Genomic DNA, 21,285 nt, shown 5'->3' on the forward strand with positions numbered 1-21,285 from the left:
CTATGGAGACCATTAATACAACCCTCCTGATCATCGGCGGCGGTCCCGGCGGCTACGTGGCCGGCATCCGTGCAGGCCAGCTGAACGTGCCGACCGTGCTGGTCGAAGGCGCCTCGCCCGGCGGCACCTGCCTGAACATCGGCTGCATCCCGTCCAAGGCGCTGATCCACGCGGCCGAGGAATTCTGCAAGGCCCGCAGCTACGCGGCCGAGACGTCGCCGCTGGGTATCACGAGTAGCGAGCCCAGGATCGACCTGGAACGCACGGTGGCCTGGAAGGACGGCATCGTCAAGAAGCTGACCGGTGGCGTCGGCGCCCTGCTCAAGAAGAACGGCGTCAAGCTGGTGAACGGCTGGGCCACCATCCTGGACGGCAAGACCGTCGAGGTGCGCCAGGAAGGAGAGCTCGAGGCCTCGGTGCGCATCCGCTGCGAGCACATGCTGCTGGCGGCCGGCTCGCTGCCCGTCGAACTGCCCTTCATGACCTTCGGTGGCCCGGTGATCTCGTCGACCGAGGCGCTCTCGCCCGACGCCGTGCCGCAGCGCCTGGTGGTGGTCGGCGCCGGCTACATCGGGCTGGAACTGGGTACCGCCTACAGGAAGCTGGGCAGCCAGGTGACCGTGGTGGAAGCAGCCGACCGCATCCTCCCCGCTTATGACGCCGACCTGGTCAAGCCGGTGGCGGCGGCGCTGGGACGCCTGGGCGTCGAGCTGCGCCTCGGCACCTCCGTGCTGGGCATGGACGGCAACAACGTCCGGGTACGCGATGCCTCCGGCGTGGAAGCGCTGCTGGAAGCGGACCGCGTGCTGGTCGCGGTCGGACGCAAGCCGCGCACCACCGGCTGGGGCCTGGAAAACCTGATGCTCGACATGATTGGGCCCGCGATCAAGGTCGACGACCAGTGCCGCACCTCGATGCGCAACGTATGGGCCATCGGCGACCTCGCCGGCGAGCCGATGCTGGCGCACCGCGCAATGGCGCAGGGCGAGATGGTGGCCGAGATCGTGTCCGGCAAGCGCCGCCACTTCGCCCCGGCGGCGATTCCGGCGGTGTGCTTCACCGACCCGGAGATCGTGGTAGTTGGCATGTCGCCGATGGAGGCGGACAAGGCCGGTGTGGAGATCGTCACCGCGAATTTCCCGTTCAGCGCCAACGGCCGCGCCATGACCATCGAAAGCACCGACGGTTTCGTGCGCGTGGTGGCCAGGAAGAGCGACCACCGCATCATCGGCTGGCAGGCCGTGGGCGGCGCCGTATCGGAACTGGCGGCCGGCTTCACCCAGTCGATCGAACTCGGCGCCCAGCTCGAGGACATCGCCGGCACCATCCATGCCCACCCGACCCTGGGCGAAGCGGTGCAGGAAGCCGCCTTGCGCGCGCTCGGACACGCCCTGCATATTTGAGGCATTCCTGTCTTCGCTTCCCATGCCGCCCCGAGAGGCGGCATTTTTCATTCTGAGCGCATGTTCTTTGCCAGCCGCCTTAGCATGGCAAACGTCATATGCATATTTTCTTACATTTGCAAACAATATTTGCAGTTTTGTGCCAAGTGAAAAATTGCGTGAAGTGTAACCCTGACGCAATAATCACTTTGCGCTCGGGAATGAGCCCCAGCGCGTCACCAAGATAAGAAAAGGCACAAACATGTTCAAGAATATTGCAGCCGCTACTGCCCTGATCCTCGCCGCATCGAGCGCCCTTGCCGCGCAGCCGAATACCTTCTACGGCGGCGTCGACGCCGGCCGCACCAAGATCGATGACTTCTCCAAGCGCGACACCAGTGTCGGTGCATTCGTGGGCTACAACATCAACCAGAACTTCGCCGTGGAGGGTGGCTATCGCCGCCTCGCCGACCAGGACATCTACCTCGACGGCGGCGCCGGCGTAGTAAAGGGCAGCGCGAAAGCCGACCAGGCGCACCTGTCCGTGATCGGCAGCCTGCCGGTCAGCGAGAACTTCAGCGTCTACGGCCGCCTCGGCCTCAACCGCCTGGAAGCCAAGGTCGACTCCAACGTGTACAGCGCCAAGGATCACACGACCAAGGCACTGTATGGCGTGGGCGTCAGCTATGCGATCACGCCGGCCGTATCGGCGCGGGTCGAGGTCCAGAAGCCGACCAGTGATTCGACCAATGTGAGCGCAGGCGTGGCCTTCCAGTTCTAAGCACAATGCCCGAAGGACGTGCCGCCTGCGGGCGGCATGTTTCATTCATCCGGCATATCTTTTGCATTTACGCCGCTTTGGCATAGGAGATATGCATACAAAGTTACATTTACAAACAATATTCGTGGTTTTTGCGCAAATCATGAATTGCGTAAAGTGTATCCTTAGTGCAATAATTCGCCCCGCGCTGGGAAATATTTTTCGGCCGCAATAACCAAGATAAAAAAAGGTACTAACATGTTCAAGAAAATCGCAGCCGCCACCGCCCTGATCATCGCTTCGTCGGCAGCCTTCGCCGCCCAGCCGAGCACCTTCTACGCAGGCGCCGATGTCGGCCGCACCAAGATCGACGACCTGGACCGTGACACCAGCTACGGCGCCTTCGTCGGCTACAACTTCACCCAGACCCTCGCTGTGGAAGCGGGCTTCCGCCGCCTGGCAGACGTGGACTACCGCGTCCTGAACGTGAACACCAAGGTCCGTGCCGACCAGCTGGCCCTGTCGGTCGTCGGTACCTACCCGATCGCTGAAAGCTTCAGCATCTTCGGCCGCCTGGGCCTGAACCGCCTGGAAGCCAAGGCAAGCGCCGGCGGCTTCAGCGCCAAGGACGACGAGACCAAGGCCCTGTACGGCATCGGCCTGAGCTACGCCTTCACCCCGGCCGTGTCGGCCCGCGTCGAAGTGCAGAAGCCTGCCAGCGACGTGACCAACGTCAGCGCCGGCGTGTCGTTCCAGTTCTAATCGGAACGTCGCTCCATGAAAAAACCCGGCCAAGGCCGGGTTTTTTCTTTGGCGCGCGCCCTAGATGTCGCGGAATGTATCAGGCGGCCGCCCGGCCCCTGCCCTGCGGCGCCGACAGCACCATGCCAAGCCGCAGCGCCGTGTCGACCACCTGCTCGATGTCGGGCGCGTAGCCCTTGTCGATCCAGCGCAGCGCGATGTGGATCACGCCGCCGACCACGCCGGCCTGCAGCAGCTCGTCGTCGGGTGCGCCCGGCGGCGCCACGATGCGCGCCACTTCGTGCCCGATCGCGCGCAGCGCACCGTCGAAGGCCTGGTCCACGGCGCGGCTGACGCCCCGGATCTCGACCAGGAACACGCGCGCCGACTGCGGCTCGCGCTGCAGCGCCGCGAAATACGCGTGCAGCATGGCGCGCGAACGCGCGATGCGCCCGCGCCCCGCTTCGCGCGCCGCCTGGGTGATCTCGTCCAGCACCGAATACGTGACGGCGTTGAAGGAGTCGATCAGCAGCGCTTCGCTGTTGGCGAAGGATTCGTAGAAGTAGCGCTCGGTCAGTCCGGCGGCTTCGCACACCGCCTTGACGGTGGCCTGGTGGTAGCCGCGTTCGCCGTAGACGGCGATCGCCGCGGCGATCAGGCGCGCCTTGCGGTCGGCGCGCCGCTCCTCCTGCGACATCCCGCGGTAGGAACGGGTGGTGGTGAGCTCTGGGTTCATGCCGACATTCTACACAGAAACTTGCCACGAAAATTCTGACAATGTACAGTGTCAACATAAGCTCAAAAATACGAGACAGCATGCATCCATCCGCACCTTCCCCCGCGTGGGCTGCGCCCGACCAGAGTCCGCTCGACGTCCTGATCGTCGGCGCCGGCCTGTCCGGCATCGGCGCCGCCAGCGCCCTGCAGCAGGGCTGCCCCGGCAAGCGCTATGCCATCCTCGAGGCGCGCGAGCGCCTGGGCGGCACCTGGGACCTGTTCCGCTATCCCGGGATCCGTTCCGATTCCGACATGTACACTCTCGGCTACTCCTTCCGTCCCTGGCTGGACGCCAAGGCGATTGCCGACGGCCCGGCCATCCTCGACTACGTGCGCAGCACCGCGCGCGAGAACGGCATCGAGCCCCACATCCGCTACGGCCACAAGGTGGTAGGCGCCAGCTGGTGCTCGCAACAAGCCCTGTGGACGGTCGAAGCGCAGCTGGCAAGCGGCGAGAAGCGCACGGTGCAGGCGCGCTTCCTCTACTTGTGCAGCGGCTACTATAGCTACGACGAAGCCTACCGCCCCCGCTTCGAGGGCGAGGACGGCTTCGCCGGCCGCATCGTGCAGCCGCAGTTCTGGCCCGAAGACCTCGACTACAGCGGCAAGCAGGTGGTGGTGGTCGGCAGCGGCGCCACCGCCGTCACCGTGGTGCCGGCCATGAGCGAACGGGCGGCCCACGTCACCATGCTGCAGCGCTCCCCTACCTACGTGGTGGCGCGGCCCTCGCGCTACCGCTTCGCCGAACGCATGCGCCGCCTGTTCCCCGAGCAGCTGGCCTACGGCCTGACGCGCTGGCGCGTGATCGGCGAGAGCATGTTCCTGTACTGGCTGGCGCGCAGCAAGCCGGAACTGGTCAAGCAGAAGATCGTCGAGATGGCCGGCCAGCAGCTCGGCTCCCAGGAAGCCGCGGCCGCCCACTTCACGCCCAGCTACAAGCCCTGGGACCAGCGCGTCTGCGTGGTCCCGGACGGCGACCTGTTCAAGGCGGTGCGCAAGGGCCGCGCCTCGGTGGTCACCGACCGCATCGCCCGCTTCACGCCGGGCGGGATTCAGCTCGAATCGGGACGCGAACTGCCTGCCGACCTGGTGGTCATGGCCACCGGCCTGACCCTCAAGCTGTTCGGCGGCGCCACCCTGGTGGTCGATGGCCGGGTGATCGACCCGAGCCGCGCCATGTCCTACAAGGGCATGATGCTGAGCGGCGTGCCGAATTGCGCGCTGGCCTTTGGCTACACCAACGCCTCCTGGACCCTGAAAGCCGACCTCACCGCCGCCTGGGTGTGCCGCCTGCTGCGCCACATGGATGCGCGCGGCCAGGCCATCGCGGTGGCGCACCGCGACCCGCAGGTTCCGGAAGCGCCCTTCCTCGACTTCAATTCCGGCTACGTCGAACGGGCCCGCCACATCCTGCCCAAGCAGGGCGCGCGCAAGCCCTGGCAGGTCTACCAGAACTACCTGCGCGACCTCCTGACCATCCGTTACGGCCGTATCGACGACGGCGTTCTGCGCTTCGGCGCGCAAGGAGCCATGCCATGAAACTCGCCAACCGCGTCGCGGTCGTTACCGGCGCCGGCGGCGGCATCGGCCGCGCCACCGCGCTCTCCCTGGCGCAGCGCGGCTGCCACCTGGCCCTGGCCGACATCGACGGCATGGCTGCCGCCGATACCGCCCAGGCCGCGCGCCAGCTGGGCGTGCGCGCCTCCAGCCATGCGCTCGACGTAGCCGACCGCGCAGCCGTGCGCGCGCTGCCGGAGGCGGTATTGGAAGCGCACGGCCGGGTCGACCTGGTCATTAACAATGCCGGCGTGGCCCTGGGCGGCAGCTTCGAACAGGTGCTTGAGACCGACTTCGACTGGCTCATGGAGATCAACTTCCACGCCGTGGTCCGCATGACGCGCGCCTTCCTGCCGCACCTGCACGCCAGCGACGACGCGCGCCTGGTGAACGTCTCGAGCATCTACGGCATCGTCTCGCCGCCCGGCCAGAGCGCCTACTCGGCCAGCAAGTTCGCGGTACGGGGTTTCAGCAATGCGCTGCGCCACGAACTCGAAGGCAGCAAGGTAGCGGTCAGCGTGGTCCACCCGGGCGGCATTGCGACTTCGATCGCGAAAAATGCCCGGGTGCCGCAGGGCGCCCCGGCGCACGAGATCGAGCGCGGCCGCGCGATCGCCCAGCGCCTGCTGCGCATGCCGCCGGAACGGGCGGGCGAGATCATCGTACGCGGCATCGAGCGGCGCCAGGCCCGCATCCTGGTCGGCAGCGACGCCAAATTCGTGGCCATGCTCGAACGCCTCAGCCCTGTCCATTACTGGAAACTTCTCAAGAAAGCGAGCGCCCGATGATTTCACCCCTGCTGTACGTGCTCGGCGGCCTCGCGCTGCTGCTGGTCCTGCTGGCTGTCTTCACCCGGCGCACCGCGCGCCGCATCGAAGCCTACCTGCCGCCCAGCGGCAGTTTCGTGGAGGTCGAGGGTGTGCGCCTGCACGTGCGCGACGAGGGCCGCGGCCCGGCCCTCCTGATGATCCATGGCCTGGGCGGCCAGATGGCGCACTTCAACTACGGCGCCGTGCGCGAACTCGCGCAGCGCTACCGCGTGGTGACCCTGGACCGTCCGGGTTCCGGCTACTCGACCCGCCCCGAGGGCGTGCCGGCCGACCTGGCGACCCAGGCGCGCGCCATCGCGTGTCTGATCGACAAGCTGGGGCTGGAGCGTCCGACCGTGGTCGGCCACTCGCTGGGCGGCGCTACCGCGCTCACGCTGGCGCTCGATCATCCGGGCCAGGTCGGCGCACTGGCCCTGGTGGCGCCGCTGACGCACGCACCAGGCACGGTGCCCTCGGCCTTCCGCGCCCTGACCATCGAAACCGGCTGGCTGCGCCGCCTGTTCGCCGCGACGCTGGCGGTTCCCTTGAGTATCGTGGCGAGCAAGGGCGTGCTGGCCGAGGTGTTCGGCCCGGAGCCCGTCCCGCGTGACTTCCCGACCCGCGGCGGCGGCCTGCTCAGCCTGCGTCCGGGCCAGTTCCTGGCGAGCAGCGCCGACCTGCAGGCGATTGGCGGCCACATGCCGCAGCTGGAACAACGCTACGGCGCGCTGCGCGTGCCGCTGCACATCCTGTTCGGCCGCGAAGACCGCCTGCTCGACTGGCGCGCCAACGGCCAAGCGCTGGCCGACAAGGTCGCCGGCGCACGCCTCGAACTGGTCGACGGCGGCCACATGCTGCCGGTGACCCAGCCCGAACTGACGGCGCGCTTCATCGAGGAAGCGGCGTCTACCCGCCTGGCCTTGGCCGGCTGAACGCGCTTTATTCGCGCGGCGCCGTACCCTGGTCGTACTGGTCGGCGTCGGTCTGGCTGCTGTCCTGGCCGCCCTGGCGGTTCTGGTCCTGGCCGGACTGCTGGCTCCCCGGCTGGCCGGACTGGCGCTTGCCCTGTCCGATGCCTTCCATCCCCGTCTGTACCTGGCCGGACTGGCTGCCGCCGCTGAAGGCCTGGTCGGCCTCCTGGTGCGTGGTGTCGCCGGCGAGCAGGTCATCGCTGCGGCTGGACTGCTGGTTGCCCTGGCCGACCGATTCGCTGCCCATGGCGCCGATGTCGCCGGTACCGCCGGTGCCGACACTGGCTGCGCTGCCCGTGCCGTCGCGCGTGGTCTGGTGGTAGTTGCGTCCCTTGGCGTTATTGCCTTCGCTTTGCATCGACATGCTGGCCTCCGTATTCATGGAATGATGCGAGCATCATAGACCCACGAGGAGCGCGCACGAATAGGCCGGCGCCTGCCGCGACTGTAGGAAGAGGCCGCCGGAAGACAGAAGTTTATTGCAGGAGGGATATGACCAACTGCGACATGCTGTTGGTTTGCTTGAGCATGGCAGTGCCGCTCTGCATCAGCATCTGGCTGGCCGTCATCGCTGCGGTCTCGCTGGCAAAATCCGTGTCCATGATGCGGCCGCGGGCGACCTCGGTATTGGTCTTGATGTTGCTGAGATTGCGATGCGCGCTTTCCAGGCGGTTGGCCGTGGCTCCCAGCTGGGCACGCACCTGCCCCACGTCCGCCAGTGCCTCGCCGACCTTGCCGACCAGCACATTGGCCGATGCACTGGAGGTCAGCTCGGTGCCGGCCGCGTCGACCGGGTAGCCTGCAAGATTGCCGCCATCGATCGCATAGTAGAGCGAGCCGTTCAGCCTTCCCAGTGCAGGACGGAAATCGACCGACATGGTCTCATCCGCGCTGGCGCCGATCTGGAACACCTGCGGGCCGCTGCCCAGCGTGCCCGGAGTGCTGACCGTATAGCGGATCAGCGGCGAGCCGTTATACGGCGTTTCGTGAATGGTGTCGAGCACCTGCTCGCTGAGCAGGACGTATTCCGCATGCAGGGCCGCACGGTCGTCGTCCGTACTCGAGGCGTCGGCAGCCTGGATCGCCAGGTCCTGGATGCGGATCAGGATGGTCCCGACCGTATCCATCAGCCCTTCCGCCGTCTGCAGCATCGAGATGCTGTTCCGGGTATTGCGCATCGCAACCGCCATCCCGCTGGATTGGGCCTTCAGGCGCGTGGCCACCTGCAGGCCGGACGCGTCATCCATCGCCGAGTTCACCCGGCGCCCCGTTGCGAGGCGGGTCTGGGACTGCGCCAGTGCCTGGCCCGAACGCTGGAGGGCGTTCTGGCTGACAAGAGAAGCGCGGTTGGTGTGGAGACTCAGCATGAAGCTGATTGTATCAGGAAATACATCTTGTCAAAAGGCAAGACGCCACATTACCCTTTCTGGGTGCGGCATCCTGCCAACCGTTTCCCTCCTGTCAAGCGGCCACTGCCTGTTGCCCCAGCACCCGCATCAGGCTCTGCAGGTCGTATGGCTTGCGCAAAACGAGCGCATCCGGCCAGTTCGCCACTTCTCCATTCCCGGTCGCGAACACGATGCGCACGCCCGGCGCATTGCTGCGCGCCTGGGCGGCCAGGGCGTCGCCCCACATGCCCGGCAGCTGCACGTCGGTGATCAGGACATCGGTGGCGGCGCTGATCATGGGCAGCGCGCTTTCCGCGTCGGGCGCCGACTGCACCCGGTGTCCCAGGTGCTCGAGCAGGGCCGCGGTGCTGGTCCGGATGTTTTCTTCATCCTCGACCAGCACGATCGCCAGGCCGGACGCCTTCGGCGGGGCCGGCGGCGCGGGCGGGGCCTCGGGCGCCCGCTTCTGGTTCGCCAGCACCTGGCGGATGCGCCGCGCCAGGCGCTCGCGGGTATAGGGCTTGCCCAGCAGTTCGACGCCCGGATCGAGGCGTCCGCCGTGCACGATCGCGTTCTCGGTATAGCCCGAGGTGAACAGCACCGCCAGGTTGGGCAGGCGCTCGCGCGCCATGCGCGCCAGCTCCGGGCTGCGCAGCCGCCCCGGCATGACGACGTCGGTGAACAGCAGGTCGATCGGCACGCCGCTGTCGATCACGGCCAGCGCGCTGGCGGCATCGGGCGCCTTCAGCACGCGGTAGCCCAGGCCCGACAGCATCTCGACCACGGTGGCGCGCACCGCTTCATCGTCCTCGGCCACCAGGATCGTTTCGCTGCCGCCAACCGCCTGCTGCTGCTCGACCGGGCCGAGCGGTTCTTCGGCGGCGGTGGAGCGCGGCAGGTAGAGCTTGACCGTGGTGCCCTGGCCGATCTCGCTGTAGATCTTGACGTGGCCGCCCGACTGCTTCACGAAACCGTACACCATCGACAACCCGAGGCCCGTGCCCTTGCCTTCTTCCTTGGTCGAGAAGAAGGGCTCGAAGGCGCGGTTGGCGACTTCCGGCGGCATGCCGCAGCCGGTGTCGCTCACCGCCAGCATCACGTACTGGCCGGGGATCACGTCGCCGTGCGCGCGGCAGTACAGGTCGTCGAGCACCGCATTGGTGGCTTCGATCGTCATGCGCCCGCTGCCCTCCATCGCGTCGCGCGCATTGATCGCCAGGTTCAGGAGCGCGTTCTCGACCTGGGCCACGTCGACCGCCGTGTTCCACAGGCCGCCCGAGATCACCATTTCGATCTCGATCTCTTCGCCCAGCGAGCGGCGCAGCAGGTCTTCCATGTTGGACACCAGGCGGCTGATCCTGATGACCTTCGGCTCGAGCGGCTGGCGACGCCCGAAGGCGAGCAGGTAGCTGGCCAGCTTGGCGCCCTTGTCCACCGCCAGGCGCGCGTTCTCGATCCAGCGCCCGCAGTCCGGGTTGGCGGCGCTTCTCGCCACGCCCGACATCTGCAGCAGCTGCAGGTTGCCCGAGATGATCTGCAGCAGGTTGTTGAAGTCGTGGGCCACGCCGCCGGTCAGCTTGCCAATGGTTTCCATCTTCTGCGACTGCTGCAGGGCCAGCTCGGTGCGGCGGATGGTTTCCACCTGCTCGCGATCGGCCGTGATGTCGCGCCCGATCGCATGCACGTAACGCTCGTCCGGCGACGCGGTCCAGGACAGCAGGCACCAGCTGCCGTCCTTGCGCCGGTAGCGGTTCTCGAACTTGTTGACGTAGGCGCCGCGGCCCAGCGCCGCCATCTGGGCGACGGTGGCGCTGCGGTCCTCGAGGTGTACCAGTTCGAGGAAGTTCTTGCCAAGGACGTCGGTTTCGGACCAGCCCAGCAGGGCGCCGAAGGCCGGACTGACCGCCTCCACCCGGCCATCGAAGGCGCACACCATCAGGATGTCCTTCGACAGCCGCCACATGCGGTCGCGCTCGGCCGTGCGCAGCGCCACCTGGCCTTGCAGGTCGTCGTTCAGGGCGGCGTAGCGCTGCGCCGTGTTCTTCTGCTCCTCGATGTCGGTATTGGTTCCCACCCAGCCGACCACCAGGCCATGCTCGCCGCGCAGCGGGACCGCGCGGTTCAGGTGCCAGCGGTAGCTGCCGTCGTAGCGGCGCAGGCGCACCTCGGCCTCGAACACGGTGCCGGTGGCCACCGCTTCGGTCCAGCGGGTGCGCACGGCGTGCAGGTCGCCCGGGTGGATCATGCGCCCCCAACCGTCCGCCGCCAGGTCGGCGTGGCTGAAGCCGCTGTAGCTGTAGATCTTTTCGTTGAACCAGTCGAGACGCCCCTGGGCATCGGCGCCCCAGACCTGGTTCGGCATCGCCTGCGCAAAGGTTCGGAAGCGCGCCTCGCTTTCGCGCAGGGCGCGCTCGGCCAGCACCCGCTCGGTGACGTCGTTGCCCTGTACGAAGATGCCGATTACGGCGCCGCCTTCTTCGCGTACCGGCTGGAACACGAAGTCGAGGTAGTGCAGGCAGCTCTCGCCAGAGGCGGCGGTGAGCCAGATCTCGGTGGCCTCGCCGGTGTGCGATTGGCCGCTTGCATACACCCGGTCGAGCAGCGCCAGGAAACCCTGGGCGGCGACTTCCGGCAGCACGTCGCGCACGGTGCGCCCGACCACGTCAAGCCGGTCGACCAGGCCGAGGTAGGCTTCGTTCACCAGCTCGTAGCGGTGCTCCGGGCCAAGCAGCATCGCCATGAAGCCGGGCGCCTGGGCGAACATCGCGCGCAGGCGGTCCTGCTCGCCGGCCAGGTAGCGCTCGGCCCGCACCTTGGCGGTGGTCTCCGTGAGCAGGGCGAGCACGCCGAGCACGCTGCCGTCCTCGGCGGCGACGGGCGAATAGTCGAGATTCAGCCAGACCTGCTCGGGTTCGCCGTGACGGCGCAGGTTCAGCTCGGCGTCGCGGTAGGACAGCGTGCCGCCGGCCAGGCAGACCCGCATCACGTTGTCGTTGAAGTCCGCTTCGTCGGGCCAGCTCTCGCGTACGGGCGCGCCCAGCTGCTGGGGATGGCGCTCGGCTGCGATTTCCGCATAGCCGTCGTTGTAGATCATCACACCGTCAGCGCCCCACATGGTCACCATCGGCACCGGCGAGCGCAGCATCAGCTCGACCGTGTTGCGCACGACGGCGGGCCAGCCGGCGATGGGTCCAAGACTGGTGGCGCTCCAGTCGAATTGCTCGATGAGTCTGCCGAGTTGGCCTGTGCCCTGAGCGAAAGGCCGGGATGCTGCAACTGCCGCTTGCGCCATGCTGAGTGATCCTCGTTTGTAGATAGGCAATTGTAATATCTATGCACTAACAATGAAACATGAATGTGACGCGTCATTACGCAGCGAAGACACATACCTGGAAAATGCGCCATGACATTCTTGCAATGTACAATCGCGCCATCCCAACGGCTTTCGCAGGAGCTGCCCATGACGCCCGACCAACCCGACGCGCCCGATTTGCGGGCTCTGGTCGTTTTCGCCGATCCCTCGCTGCACCGCTCGCGCATCAGCCGCCGGGTGGCCGAAGCCGTGGCCGCCCTGCCCGGGATCCAGGTCCAGGACCTGTACCAGCTGTACCCGGATTTCTACATCGACGTACGGCGCGAACGCAGCCTGCTCAAGGCGGCTCCGCTAGTCGTGTTCGTGTTCCAGCTGGCCTGGTACACGATGCCGGCCCTGTTGAAGGAATGGTTCGACAACGTGCTCAAGCCCGAGTGGACGCAGCCGCCGGGACGCCTGCAGGGCAAGGCGGTGTTCGCGGCAGTCGCCTGCGCCGGCGCTGCCATCGACTACCGCCCGGGCGGTGTCCATGGGCGGCCGCTGGAGGACTACCTGGCGCCGCTCGAACAAAGCGCGCGGGCCTGCGGCATGGACTGGCTGGCCCCGCACGTGTTCTACGGGGCCGACGCCCAGGACCTGGATGCCGCCGCACGCCACGCCGACGACCTGCGCTCGCTGCTGGCCCGGCATGCGGGCATCGATACCAAGGAAGGACTCGAGCATGGAGCATGACCTGCTGCTCAACGCGCTCGTCTACCTGAGCGCGGCCGTGATCGCGGTGCCGCTGGCCAAGCGCCTGGGCCTGGGCGCGGTGCTCGGCTACCTGCTGGCCGGGATCGCCATTGGTCCCTGGGGCCTGGGGCTGATCCGCGAAGTCGAGACCATCCTGCACTTTTCCGAGTTCGGCGTCGTGCTGCTGCTGTTCGTGATCGGGCTCGAACTCGAGCCGAGCCGCCTGTGGTCGCTGCGCCGCTCGATCTTCGGCTGGGGTACGGCCCAGGTGGTGGGCGTCACCGCCCTGCTGCTGCTTGCCGCCGTGCTGGCCGGGATCGGCTGGAAGACCGCCCTGATCGCCGCGCTCGGCCTGTCGCTGTCCTCGACCGCAATCGCGCTCACCACCATGCAGGAACGCAACCTGATCCCGACCCCGGCCGGCCAGGCGGGTTTCTCGATCCTGCTGTTCCAGGACATTGCCGCGATCCCGATGATCGCGCTGGTGCCGGTGCTGGGCGTGCCGGAAGCGCACGCGGGCTCGGGCTGGGTCGGCGTGCTCAAGGCGCTGGCCGTGATTGGCGCCCTGGTGGTGGCGGGACGCTTCCTGGTGCGCCCGCTGCTGCGCTTCATCGCGCGCACCGGCATGCGCGAGATCTTCACCGCCTGCGCCCTGCTCCTGATCATCGCGATTTCGCTGCTGATGGCCTCGAGCGGGATGTCGATGGCCCTGGGCGCCTTCATGGCCGGCGTGCTGCTGGCCGACTCCGAATACCGCCACGCGCTCGAAACCGACCTCGAACCCTTCAAGGGCCTGCTGCTCGGCCTGTTCTTCATCGCGGTCGGCATGTCGGTCGACTTCGGCGTGTTCCTGGCCCAGCCCTGGCGCATCGTCTTCATGGCGGCCGCCTTCCTGGCCATCAAGCTGGCCGTGCTGTGGTTCCTGGCGCGCTGGTTCAACATGAGCGGGCGCCAGCGGGTGCTGTTCGCCTTCCTGCTGTCGCAGGGCGGCGAGTTTGCCTTCGTCGTGTTCGGCGCGGCGGCCGCCGCCCGCGTGTTCTCGGCTGATACCGCGTCGACGCTGGTAGTCGTGGTGGCGCTGTCGATGCTGGCCACCCCGCTGCTCCTGATCCTGTACGACCGCGTGCTCGAGCCGCGCTGGCAGCGCCGCCACCAACGTGACGCCGATACCATCGACCCGAACCAGGGCCACGTGATCATCGCCGGCTTCGGGCGCTTCGGCCAGATCGTCGGCCGCCTGCTCCACGCCAACCAGGTGCCGCTCACCATGCTCGACCACGACCCGGACCAGATCGACACCCTGCGCGACTTCGGCTTCAAGGTGTTCTATGGGGACGCGACCCGCACCGACCTGCTGCACGCCGCCGGCGCCGGCCATGCGCGGGCCCTGGTGCTGGCGGTGGACGGCATCGACGACAGCCTGAAGCTGGCAGCCAGCGTGCGCGAGGAATTCCCCGACCTGCCGATCCTGGCGCGCGCCCGCAACGTCACCCACTACTACCAGCTGATGGACCTGGGCGTGACCGTGATCGAGCGCGAGACCTTCGAGTCGGCCCTGATGCTCGGACGCCGCACGATGGAGCAGCTGGGCTTCGGGGCCTACCTTGCGCGCCAGGCAGCGATGCGCTTCCGCGAGCACAACCTGCGGAGCGTGCTCGACGTCTACCCCTATTACAAGGACCGCAAGCAGTATGCGTCGATGGCGCGGCGCGCGCGCGAAGAGCTGCACGCCATGTTCGAGCGCGACTTCGTGGCGATCCGCGACGATCGCGAACCGGACCGGGATTGAGGGTCACCCAAGATACGGAAAGTTGCCTATACAAGTGTCGTAAATTCGCTCCCCCGGCACTGTTGCCCTAAGGTAACAGCTATACTCACGCATGCGGGGCGCATAAGCGGTCCTGCCATTCCAGGCGGCGCCGGCCGCGACACTCGTGAATATCTTGGACACTTCCACTGGCTCCACCGACGCTTCGGCGCTGCTCGCCGCCGAATACTCGGCCCTGATCGACAATGCGCTCGACCTCATGGTGGTGCACGACGGCGCCGGACGCATCCTGCGCGTGAACGCCGCCGCGCGCGCCCTGCTCGGCTACGAGCCGGAAGAACTGGCCGGGCGCCATTACACCGACCTCCTTGATCCCGGCCAGCACGCCGAAGCCCGCGCCATCGAGGCCAGCCTGCATGGCGATTGCCCGGAGCGTACCGACGTGGCCCTGCGAGTGCGGCGCAAGGACGGCAGTGTGATCCAGATGGCGAGCGCGGCGCGCTGGTCGGCCTCGCACCGCCGCATGTTCGTCACCGCGCGCGACGTCACCGGACAGCAGCAGGCGCGCGAAGCCTTGCTGCGCTCGGAGGCGGCGTTGGGCAGCATGTTGGAGAGCATCGGCGACGCCTTCTTCGCCATCGACAGCAACTGGCGCCTCACCTATGCCAATCGCAAGGCCGCCGCCTTTGTCGGCGTCGACGCCGCCGAATCGATCGGCAAGCCGCTGCTCGAGGTGGCGCCCGACCTGCAGCACTCGCCCTCGCTGCCGCGCTACCAGCGCGCGATGCAAACGCGCCAGGCCGACGCGTTCGAGGTGTTCTGGGAGCCGGGCCAGGTCTGGATCGAGGCGCGCGTCTATCCGCACGCGGACGGCATCTCGGTCTACTTTCACGAGATCACCGCCAAGCGCGAGGCCGAGCACGCGCTGAAGAAGAGCGAGCAGCGCTTCCGCAAGCTGTTCAACCAGGCCGGCGACAGCGTCATGATCGTCGACGGCGCGCTGCGCATCGTGTCGGTCAACGACCGCGCCTGCGCGCGCTTCGGCTACAGCCGCGACGAATTCCTCGGCATGCTGGCCACCGACGTCAATTTCGGCTTCCCCGAGGGTCGCGCCCTGCTGGCCGGCCTGCGTGCCGGCCAGGCACAGCTGCTGCGCACCGACAAGCGCTGCAAGGACGGGACCAGCTTCCCGGCCGAAGTGCAGATCTCGCGCTTCGACGATGAGGGCGAAGAATACTTCCTGGCGGTGATCCGCGACCTGAGCGACCGCGCCGAGGCCGAGCGCCAGCTGCGCGAGAGCGAACGGCGCTTCCGCGAGGTGATCGAGATGACGCCGGCCGGCTACCTGCTGGCCGGCCGCGACGGCGCCCTGCAGGACGTCAACCCGGCCCTGTGCGCCCTGTCCGGCTACCCGCGCGAGATGCTGCTGGCGCTGAGACTGGACGACCTGTTCGTGTCCTGCCCCTTGCCGACGCTCGACCTGTGGGACGCGGGGCCGGCCACGGTGCAGGGGGTGGAAGCGGTCCTGCAGCACCGCCACGGCTACCATATCCACGTGCTGTTCAACGGCAGCATCAAGCGTGACGACGAGGGTCGCGCGCTGTCGCTGACCGGCCTGATGACCGACATCACCGGACGCAAGGCGGCCGAGAACCGCCTGCAGGAACTGGCCACCCACGACACCCTGACCGGGCTGCCCAACCGCGCCCTGCTCGGCGAGCGGGTGCAGCAGATGCTCGATGCCGCCCCTTACGGCAGCTCGGTGGCGGTGATGTTCCTGGATCTGGACCGCTTCAAGGAAGTCAATGATTCCTTCGGCCACGAATCGGGCGATGTGCTGCTGTGCGAAGTCGCATCGCGCCTGCGCAAGGTGATCCGGCCGACCGACATCATCGCGCGCCTCGGCGGCGACGAGTTCGTGGTGGCGGCCCATTGCGCCACTGGCCAGGCGGCCGCGGCGCGCATCGCCGACAAGCTGCTCGACGTGCTCACCGCGCCCATTGCCGTGGGCGGCATCGATGTCATCGTCGGCGCCTCGATCGGCATCAGCATGTACCCGCAGGACGCGCAGACGCGCGAACTGCTGTTCCAGACCGCCGACACTGCGATGTACCGCGCCAAGAACAGCGGCCGCAACCGCTACCGTTTCTTCGAGCCCGAGATGACGGTAGCGACCCGCGAGCGCATGGCGCTCGAGGTCTCGCTGCGGCCGGCGCTGGCGCGCGGCGAGTTCGAACTGCACTACCAGCCGCGCTATGCGCTGGACGGGATGGCGCTGGTCGGCATGGAAGCGCTGATCCGCTGGAACCATCCGGAACGCGGCCAGGTCTCGCCCCAGCAGTTCATCGGTATCGCCGAAGAGACCGGGCTGATCGTCCCGATCGGGCGCTGGGTGCTGCGCGAAGCCTGCGCCCGCACGCGCCGCCTGATGGACGACTACGGCACCCGCGTCATGGTGTCGGTGAACGTCTCGGCGCGTCAGCTGGCCCAGCCCGGCTTCGCCGCCGAGGTCTGTGCGGCGCTGGCCGACAGCGGCCTGCCGCCGGCCTGCCTGGAACTGGAACTGACGGAAAGCGCCCTGATCGAGGACATCGAGCACACCGCCTCGATGCTGCGCGAACTGAAGCGGCTGGGCATCCGCATCGCTGTCGACGACTTCGGGACGGGATACTCCGGCCTGGCCTACCTGCGCCGCTTCCCGATCGACGTGCTGAAGCTCGACCGCTCCTTCGTCACCCAGCAGGACGAAAACGTCAGCACCTTCGACTTCGTGAAGGCCTTCGTGGACATGGCGCACGCGCTCAACATGGAGGTCGTGGCCGAGGGCGTCGAGACGCAGGAGGTGTGCGACTTCCTGCGTGCGGCGCGCTGCGACCAGGCCCAGGGATATTACCTGGCGCGGCCGATGCGGCTGGGGCAGTTGCGTGCACTCGTCGGCAGCCAGCCGCCGCCGAAGGAAGGCTAGAAGGCCGGACGTGGCAGCCAGCCCAGGGCCTTGCCGTCCACGTTGTGCAGGTAGAGCCGCTCGTCGGTTTCGGTCGCGCCGGTGATGGCAAGCGAAGCGCCGCCCGGGTCCTGGAGGCTGGCCACGACCGCGCCGTCGTCCGTGAATGCCAGCACGTGGCCATACGCCCGCGGCATGCGCCACAAGGCGCGCGGCACCCGCAGCACGAGTTTGCGCAAGAAGGGCCGCTCGCCCATCGCATCAAGGGCGTTGCGCTGGCCGGCCAGGCCAAGCCAGATCCTGCCCCCGCGCCCACGGGTCAGGTTGTCGGGGAAGCCCGGCAGGTTGTCGAGAAGGACGCTTGCCTCGGTGGACGCGATCCCGATGTCGAGCCGGTCCGAGGCCATCGCGATCTTCCACACCCGGTAGCGCCCCGACTCGGCCACGTAGAGCGAACGTCCGTCGCCGCCGACGGCGACGCCGTTCGCCAGCGAGAAGCCGTGGGCGACAATCCGGGTCATGCGCGTGGCCGGGTCGTATTCCAGCACGCGACCCGTCGCGCTCTGTTCGAGGACCTCCAGCAGCGCCGCCTCCTCGGTGCCACCCCATCGCCCCGGCGTGAAGCGTGTCGACGAGTCGGTAAAGTAGATGCGGCCATCGGGGGCGACCGTCACCGAATTGGCAAACGCGATCGGGCTCCCATCCACCGTGTCGCTCAGCACGGTCGTAGCGCCGTCCGGCGCTATCGAGAGCAGGCCCTTGATGGCATCCGCCACAATCAACGCGGCCTGCGCATCGAAAGCCAGGCCGAGCGGCCTGCCGCCGGTGGAAGCCACCAGCTCCCTGCCGCTGCCGTCTGCCTGCATGCGCAGGATGCGACCGTCCCGCAGTCCGGTGTAGATCCGGCCGTCGGGCGCCGCCAGCACGTGTTCAGGACCTTGTCCGCCCTCCAGCGCAATGAATCGCTGCTGTCCGAGCTTGTCGTTCGTGGCATAGGGCCCCGTGTAGCCAGGGGCGGGCAGCGCTTTCCAGGCAACCGGATCGACCGGCACCGGCCATAGGCTCAGGTAGGCGGCAAGCGCCAGGAGGATCAGCATGGCGGGAAGACAGCTGCGCAGGACAGCGACATGAGTGGCTCGTGATGGATGCACACCGGCAGTGTAGGTGCGATGTCCTGTTCCGGCAAATCGTCCCGCATAGACCCACAGGCAGCCATTCGGGCGAAACCGTGTAGGATGCGTCATCCGAACCAGAGATAGGTAAGCATCGATGAAACCGGCCATTGCGGTCTATGGGAATGTCTGGCCCGACGAGGCCTTGTCCGCGCTCGAAGCGGAATTTACCTGCTACGTGATGGGGCGCATGGCGCCGGCCGAGGTGGCGGCCTTCTTCGAGCGCGACGCGGCGCAGGTGCGCGGCGTGCTCACCACCGGCACCGTCGGGATCGATGCCGCGCTGGCGGCGCGCTTTCCGGCACTGGAAATCGTCGCCGTACACGGCGTCGGCGTGGATGCGGTCGACCTCGAGGCGCTGCATGCGCGCGACATCGTGGTCACCAATACGCCGGATGTGTTGACCGAGGACGTGGCCGACCTGGCCGCCACCCTGCTTCTCGCCGTGTCGCGCCGCATTCCCATGCTCGACCGCTACGTGCGCGCCGGCCACTGGCTGGAAAAGCGCCCCTTGCGTCCCGCGCGCAGCCTGCGCGGCAAGGTCGCCGGCATCTACGGCTACGGTCGCATCGGCCAGGCAGTGGCGGAGCGCCTGCGCGCCTTTGGCATGGCGATCCGCTATTACCAGCGCAGCACGGGGCCGGAGCCGGCGCTGCGCAGCGACTCGCTGATGGCGCTTGCCGCCGAGAGCGACTTCCTGGTGGCGTGCACGCCCGGCGGCGCCGCAACCGAGCGCAGCGTCGATGCGGCGGTGCTCGACGCCCTCGGTCCGGAGGGGACCCTGGTCAACATCGCGCGCGGCAGCGTGGTCGACGAAGCGGCGCTGGTGGCGGCCTTGCGCTCGGGCCGCCTGGGCGCGGCCGCGCTCGATGTGTTCGAAGACGAGCCGATCGTACCGCCGGCGCTGTGGGAGATGGACAATGTGGTGCTCACGCCCCACGTCGGCAGTCTCACGGTGGAGGCGCGCCAGACCATGCGCGAGCTGTGCTTCGACAACCTGCGTGCGCACTTCGCCGGCAAACCGACCCTCACCCCGGTAGCGCGCTGAACGCATGCAAGTCGACGAACGCATGCTGGAAGACCTGCGGCGCTTCAACCACAAGCTGGCGCGCGCGCCGCGCTTCAGCTACCGGCACCCGATCGTGCCCCGGCTTGGGCAGCTTCTCCTGCGCCTGAGCCAACTGGGCGCCGACCGCAAGTTGCGCCGCCAGGGCATTGCCGTCGAGCGGCTGACTGCCGTGGCGGATGGCATGCGGGTGCCGGTGCGCGTGCTGCGGCCCCCGGCTTCGCCGCGTGGCATCGTGCTGGACATCCATGGCGGTGGCTGGGTGATCGGCAATCCCGAGATGAACGACGCGCTGAATGCCGCCGTCGTGCGCGCCTGCCGGGTCACCGTGGTCTCGGTCGACTACCGCCTGGCGCCTGGAGCGTCGATCGGGGCCATGATGGATGACTGCCTGGCCGCGGCCAGGTGGCTGCTGGAAGGCGGCCTGGCCGCGAGCGCGCACTTGCCCGTGATCGTGCTCGGCGAATCGGCGGGCGGGCACCTGGCCGCCGCCACGCTGCTGCGGCTGAAGGCCTGGCCATCGCTATTGCAGCGGATTGCCGGGGCCGTGCTGTATTACGGCGTCTACGATCTGGCGGGCAGCCCCAGCGTACGCAACGCGGGCCGCGACACGCTGGTGCTCGACGGCCCGGCGATGCTCCCTGCCCTGCGCCTCTTGACGCCCGGGCTGGACGACACGCAGCGGCGCGCGCCGCCGCTGTCGCCGCTCTACGGCGACCTGGCCGGCATGCCGCCGGCGCTGATGTTCACGGGCGGGCGCGACCCGCTGCGCGACGACACGCTACAGATGGCTGCGCGCTGGCGCCACGTCGCGGACGTGGAATTGCAGGACCTGCCCGAGGCCCCGCATGGCGTGATCCACTTCCCCACTGCGATGGGCCGGGCGGCCTGCGCCCATGCCCATGCGTGGATCAATGCGCGCCTGGCGGCTAGAGCACCAGCCCGGCAGGCGCCGGCTGGCGCGTAAAGGTCGGTCCGGCGGTGCCCGGTTTGCCGCCGTCCCACACCAGGCGGTCGATGCACATCCGCCGCCCCGTCATGGCGGTGTCCCAGGCGTGGTACACGATCCAGTCCTGGCTGCCGTCGGGCGAGGCGGTGAAGGAATTGTGGCCGGGGCCGATCACGTTCCCGGGCCGCGAGCGCATCAGGAGCGCTTCGTCGCTCCCCTCCGGCCGGGTGAACGGCCCGAGCGGGTGGTCGGCCACCACGTAGCTCACGCCATAATTTTCCTTTTCCCAGGCGCCGCCGCTGTAGAAGCAGTAGTACTTGCCGCCGTGGACGAGCACCGAGGCGCCCTCCACCGTGTGCCAGTCGTACACCGCGTCGTACATCGCGCGCTGCTTCTTGAACAGGTGCCAGTCGGCGTGCGGGCGCGCCACCGTGCGCGGCTCTCCCGCCAGGCGGTCCATCGCCACCAGGCGGTCCACCACGATGCCGGTGCCGATGCGGTGGTCGTCCTCCAGTTCCAGGAAGTCGACGCAGTAGTACAAGTACCACTGGCCGTCCTTGTCGCGGAAAGGATGGGCGTCGATCGAGAATTGCAGGTTCGGCACCAGCAGCACGCCACAGTCCGTGAACGGGCCGACCGGATTGTCGGCCACCGCCACCCGCAGCTTCTGGTGCTTGCCTTCGATGTCGCCGCGCGAGTAGTACATCCAGAACTTGCCCTCGCTGTAGGCGACTTCTGGCGCCCAGAAGTGGTCGTCGCCCGGGGTCGTGATGGCATAGCAGGCGCGGTGCCAGTCGACCAGGTCGTTCGAGACCAGCACCGGGAAGCGCCCGCCCCCGGGACCGTCGGGGGCAGTGCCGTAGGCGTAGTAGCGTCCTTCGTGCTTGAGCACGAAGGGGTCGGCCATGATCTCGGGATAGACCGGGTTGCAGTAGGTCTTCAGCATCTGGCTTTCC

The 21,285-nt window shown here is 67.8% G+C and carries 17 protein-coding genes; 11 read left to right on the forward strand and 6 right to left on the reverse strand.

All coding sequences use genetic code 11. From position 1 onward, the window contains the following. Window positions 1-2: 2 nt before the first annotated feature. The 3 genes from lpdA (at window position 3) to LK539_RS17960 (ending at window position 2,904) form a co-directional block, all read left to right on the forward strand. Window positions 3-1,403, forward strand: a complete 1,401-nt coding sequence (lpdA, locus tag LK539_RS17950) for a dihydrolipoyl dehydrogenase (protein ID WP_227802427.1) — start codon at window positions 3-5, stop codon at window positions 1,401-1,403. Between the two features lie 241 nt (window positions 1,404-1,644). Further along, the gene (locus LK539_RS17955; RefSeq protein WP_227802428.1) at window positions 1,645-2,163 is read left to right on the forward strand and encodes an outer membrane beta-barrel protein; all 519 of its coding nucleotides are present in this window, start codon (window positions 1,645-1,647) and stop codon (window positions 2,161-2,163) included. A 237-nt stretch (window positions 2,164-2,400) separates the two neighbouring features. Next, a complete protein-coding gene (locus LK539_RS17960) occupies window positions 2,401-2,904 on the forward strand; it encodes an outer membrane beta-barrel protein (RefSeq protein ID WP_227802429.1) in 504 nt (167 codons plus the stop codon). Between the two features lie 79 nt (window positions 2,905-2,983). On the opposite strand, the gene LK539_RS17965 is transcribed toward LK539_RS17960, so the two are convergent. Beyond that, on the reverse strand, window positions 2,984-3,619 hold the full coding sequence (locus LK539_RS17965) for a TetR/AcrR family transcriptional regulator (RefSeq protein ID WP_227802430.1): 636 nt from the start codon (window positions 3,617-3,619) through the stop codon (window positions 2,984-2,986). Between the two features lie 80 nt (window positions 3,620-3,699). Here LK539_RS17965 and LK539_RS17970 point away from each other — a divergent pair, with 80 nt between their 5' ends. From LK539_RS17970 to LK539_RS17980, 3 genes are read left to right on the forward strand one after another with little or no spacing between them, the layout of a single operon-like run. Further along, the gene (locus LK539_RS17970; RefSeq protein ID WP_227802431.1) at window positions 3,700-5,199 is read left to right on the forward strand and encodes an NAD(P)/FAD-dependent oxidoreductase; all 1,500 of its coding nucleotides are present in this window, start codon (window positions 3,700-3,702) and stop codon (window positions 5,197-5,199) included. Next, the gene (locus LK539_RS17975; protein ID WP_227802432.1) at window positions 5,196-6,005 is read left to right on the forward strand and encodes an SDR family oxidoreductase; all 810 of its coding nucleotides are present in this window, start codon (window positions 5,196-5,198) and stop codon (window positions 6,003-6,005) included. The genes LK539_RS17970 and LK539_RS17975 overlap by 4 nt, the downstream gene beginning before the upstream one ends. Next, window positions 6,002-6,958, forward strand: coding sequence for an alpha/beta fold hydrolase (locus tag LK539_RS17980; RefSeq protein ID WP_227802433.1), 957 nt, complete (start codon window positions 6,002-6,004; stop codon window positions 6,956-6,958). The genes LK539_RS17975 and LK539_RS17980 overlap by 4 nt, the downstream gene beginning before the upstream one ends. A gap of 7 nt (window positions 6,959-6,965) precedes the next feature. Here the strand turns inward: LK539_RS17980 and LK539_RS17985 are convergent, their stop codons facing one another. The 3 genes from LK539_RS17985 to LK539_RS17995 all read right to left on the reverse strand — a co-directional run bounded on the left by LK539_RS17985 (window position 6,966) and on the right by LK539_RS17995 (window position 11,677). Further along, the gene (locus LK539_RS17985) at window positions 6,966-7,361 is read right to left on the reverse strand and encodes a hypothetical protein (protein ID WP_227802434.1); all 396 of its coding nucleotides are present in this window, start codon (window positions 7,359-7,361) and stop codon (window positions 6,966-6,968) included. A 112-nt stretch (window positions 7,362-7,473) separates the two neighbouring features. Continuing rightward, window positions 7,474-8,364 carry a flagellin gene (locus LK539_RS17990; protein WP_227802435.1) on the reverse strand — a complete coding sequence of 297 codons (891 nt, stop codon included), beginning with the start codon at window positions 8,362-8,364 and terminating at the stop codon, window positions 7,474-7,476. Between the two features lie 94 nt (window positions 8,365-8,458). Further along, entirely contained in the window at window positions 8,459-11,677 is a 3,219-nt protein-coding gene (locus LK539_RS17995; protein WP_227802436.1) for a PAS domain S-box protein, read from the reverse strand. Between the two features lie 168 nt (window positions 11,678-11,845). Here LK539_RS17995 and LK539_RS18000 point away from each other — a divergent pair, with 168 nt between their 5' ends. The 3 genes from LK539_RS18000 (at window position 11,846) to LK539_RS18010 (ending at window position 17,163) form a co-directional block, all read left to right on the forward strand. Further along, complete coding sequence (locus tag LK539_RS18000; protein WP_227802437.1) at window positions 11,846-12,430, forward strand: NAD(P)H-dependent oxidoreductase; 585 nt, start codon at window positions 11,846-11,848, stop codon at window positions 12,428-12,430. Next, a complete protein-coding gene (gene kefC, locus LK539_RS18005; RefSeq protein WP_227802438.1) occupies window positions 12,420-14,219 on the forward strand; it encodes a glutathione-regulated potassium-efflux system protein KefC in 1,800 nt (599 codons plus the stop codon). The genes LK539_RS18000 and kefC overlap by 11 nt, the downstream gene beginning before the upstream one ends. A 154-nt stretch (window positions 14,220-14,373) precedes the next feature. Beyond that, window positions 14,374-17,163 (forward strand): EAL domain-containing protein, encoded by a 2,790-nt coding sequence (locus LK539_RS18010; RefSeq protein WP_227802439.1) that lies wholly within the window; start codon window positions 14,374-14,376, stop codon window positions 17,161-17,163. On the opposite strand, the gene LK539_RS18015 is transcribed toward LK539_RS18010, so the two are convergent. Continuing rightward, window positions 17,160-18,293 (reverse strand): SMP-30/gluconolactonase/LRE family protein, encoded by a 1,134-nt coding sequence (locus tag LK539_RS18015; RefSeq protein WP_373889560.1) that lies wholly within the window; start codon window positions 18,291-18,293, stop codon window positions 17,160-17,162. The two genes, LK539_RS18010 and LK539_RS18015, sit on opposite strands and share 4 nt — an antisense overlap. Window positions 18,294-18,411: 118 nt before the next feature. Between LK539_RS18015 and LK539_RS18020 the strand changes: the two genes are divergently transcribed. Further along, window positions 18,412-19,362 carry a 2-hydroxyacid dehydrogenase gene (locus LK539_RS18020; protein ID WP_227802440.1) on the forward strand — a complete coding sequence of 317 codons (951 nt, stop codon included), beginning with the start codon at window positions 18,412-18,414 and terminating at the stop codon, window positions 19,360-19,362. A gap of 4 nt (window positions 19,363-19,366) precedes the next feature. Continuing rightward, entirely contained in the window at window positions 19,367-20,347 is a 981-nt protein-coding gene (locus LK539_RS18025) for an alpha/beta hydrolase (protein WP_227802441.1), read from the forward strand. Here the strand turns inward: LK539_RS18025 and LK539_RS18030 are convergent. Next, complete coding sequence (locus LK539_RS18030) at window positions 20,310-21,275, reverse strand: glycoside hydrolase family 43 protein (protein ID WP_227802442.1); 966 nt, start codon at window positions 21,273-21,275, stop codon at window positions 20,310-20,312. The genes LK539_RS18025 and LK539_RS18030 overlap by 38 nt on opposite strands. Window positions 21,276-21,285: the final 10 nt, after the last annotated feature.

The organism is Massilia sp. IC2-476 (assembly GCF_020707295.1).
Taxonomy (GTDB): domain Bacteria; phylum Pseudomonadota; class Gammaproteobacteria; order Burkholderiales; family Burkholderiaceae_D; genus Telluria.

What these genes read in the sequence shown, in the direction of transcription:
- lpdA (WP_227802427.1), top strand. Translation starts at nt 3, where the DNA reads ATGGAGACCATTAATACAACCCTCCTGATCATCGGCGGCGGTCCCGGC.
- LK539_RS17955 (WP_227802428.1), top strand. Translation starts at nt 1,645, where the DNA reads ATGTTCAAGAATATTGCAGCCGCTACTGCCCTGATCCTCGCCGCATCG.
- LK539_RS17960 (WP_227802429.1), top strand. Translation starts at nt 2,401, where the DNA reads ATGTTCAAGAAAATCGCAGCCGCCACCGCCCTGATCATCGCTTCGTCG.
- LK539_RS17965 (WP_227802430.1), bottom strand. Translation starts at nt 3,619, where the DNA reads ATGAACCCAGAGCTCACCACCACCCGTTCCTACCGCGGGATGTCGCAG.
- LK539_RS17970 (WP_227802431.1), top strand. Translation starts at nt 3,700, where the DNA reads ATGCATCCATCCGCACCTTCCCCCGCGTGGGCTGCGCCCGACCAGAGT.
- LK539_RS17975 (WP_227802432.1), top strand. Translation starts at nt 5,196, where the DNA reads ATGAAACTCGCCAACCGCGTCGCGGTCGTTACCGGCGCCGGCGGCGGC.
- LK539_RS17980 (WP_227802433.1), top strand. Translation starts at nt 6,002, where the DNA reads ATGATTTCACCCCTGCTGTACGTGCTCGGCGGCCTCGCGCTGCTGCTG.
- LK539_RS17985 (WP_227802434.1), bottom strand. Translation starts at nt 7,361, where the DNA reads ATGTCGATGCAAAGCGAAGGCAATAACGCCAAGGGACGCAACTACCAC.
- LK539_RS17990 (WP_227802435.1), bottom strand. Translation starts at nt 8,364, where the DNA reads ATGCTGAGTCTCCACACCAACCGCGCTTCTCTTGTCAGCCAGAACGCC.
- LK539_RS17995 (WP_227802436.1), bottom strand. Translation starts at nt 11,677, where the DNA reads ATGGCGCAAGCGGCAGTTGCAGCATCCCGGCCTTTCGCTCAGGGCACA.
- LK539_RS18000 (WP_227802437.1), top strand. Translation starts at nt 11,846, where the DNA reads ATGACGCCCGACCAACCCGACGCGCCCGATTTGCGGGCTCTGGTCGTT.
- kefC (WP_227802438.1), top strand. Translation starts at nt 12,420, where the DNA reads ATGGAGCATGACCTGCTGCTCAACGCGCTCGTCTACCTGAGCGCGGCC.
- LK539_RS18020 (WP_227802440.1), top strand. Translation starts at nt 18,412, where the DNA reads ATGAAACCGGCCATTGCGGTCTATGGGAATGTCTGGCCCGACGAGGCC.
- LK539_RS18025 (WP_227802441.1), top strand. Translation starts at nt 19,367, where the DNA reads ATGCAAGTCGACGAACGCATGCTGGAAGACCTGCGGCGCTTCAACCAC.
- LK539_RS18030 (WP_227802442.1), bottom strand. Translation starts at nt 21,275, where the DNA reads ATGCTGAAGACCTACTGCAACCCGGTCTATCCCGAGATCATGGCCGAC.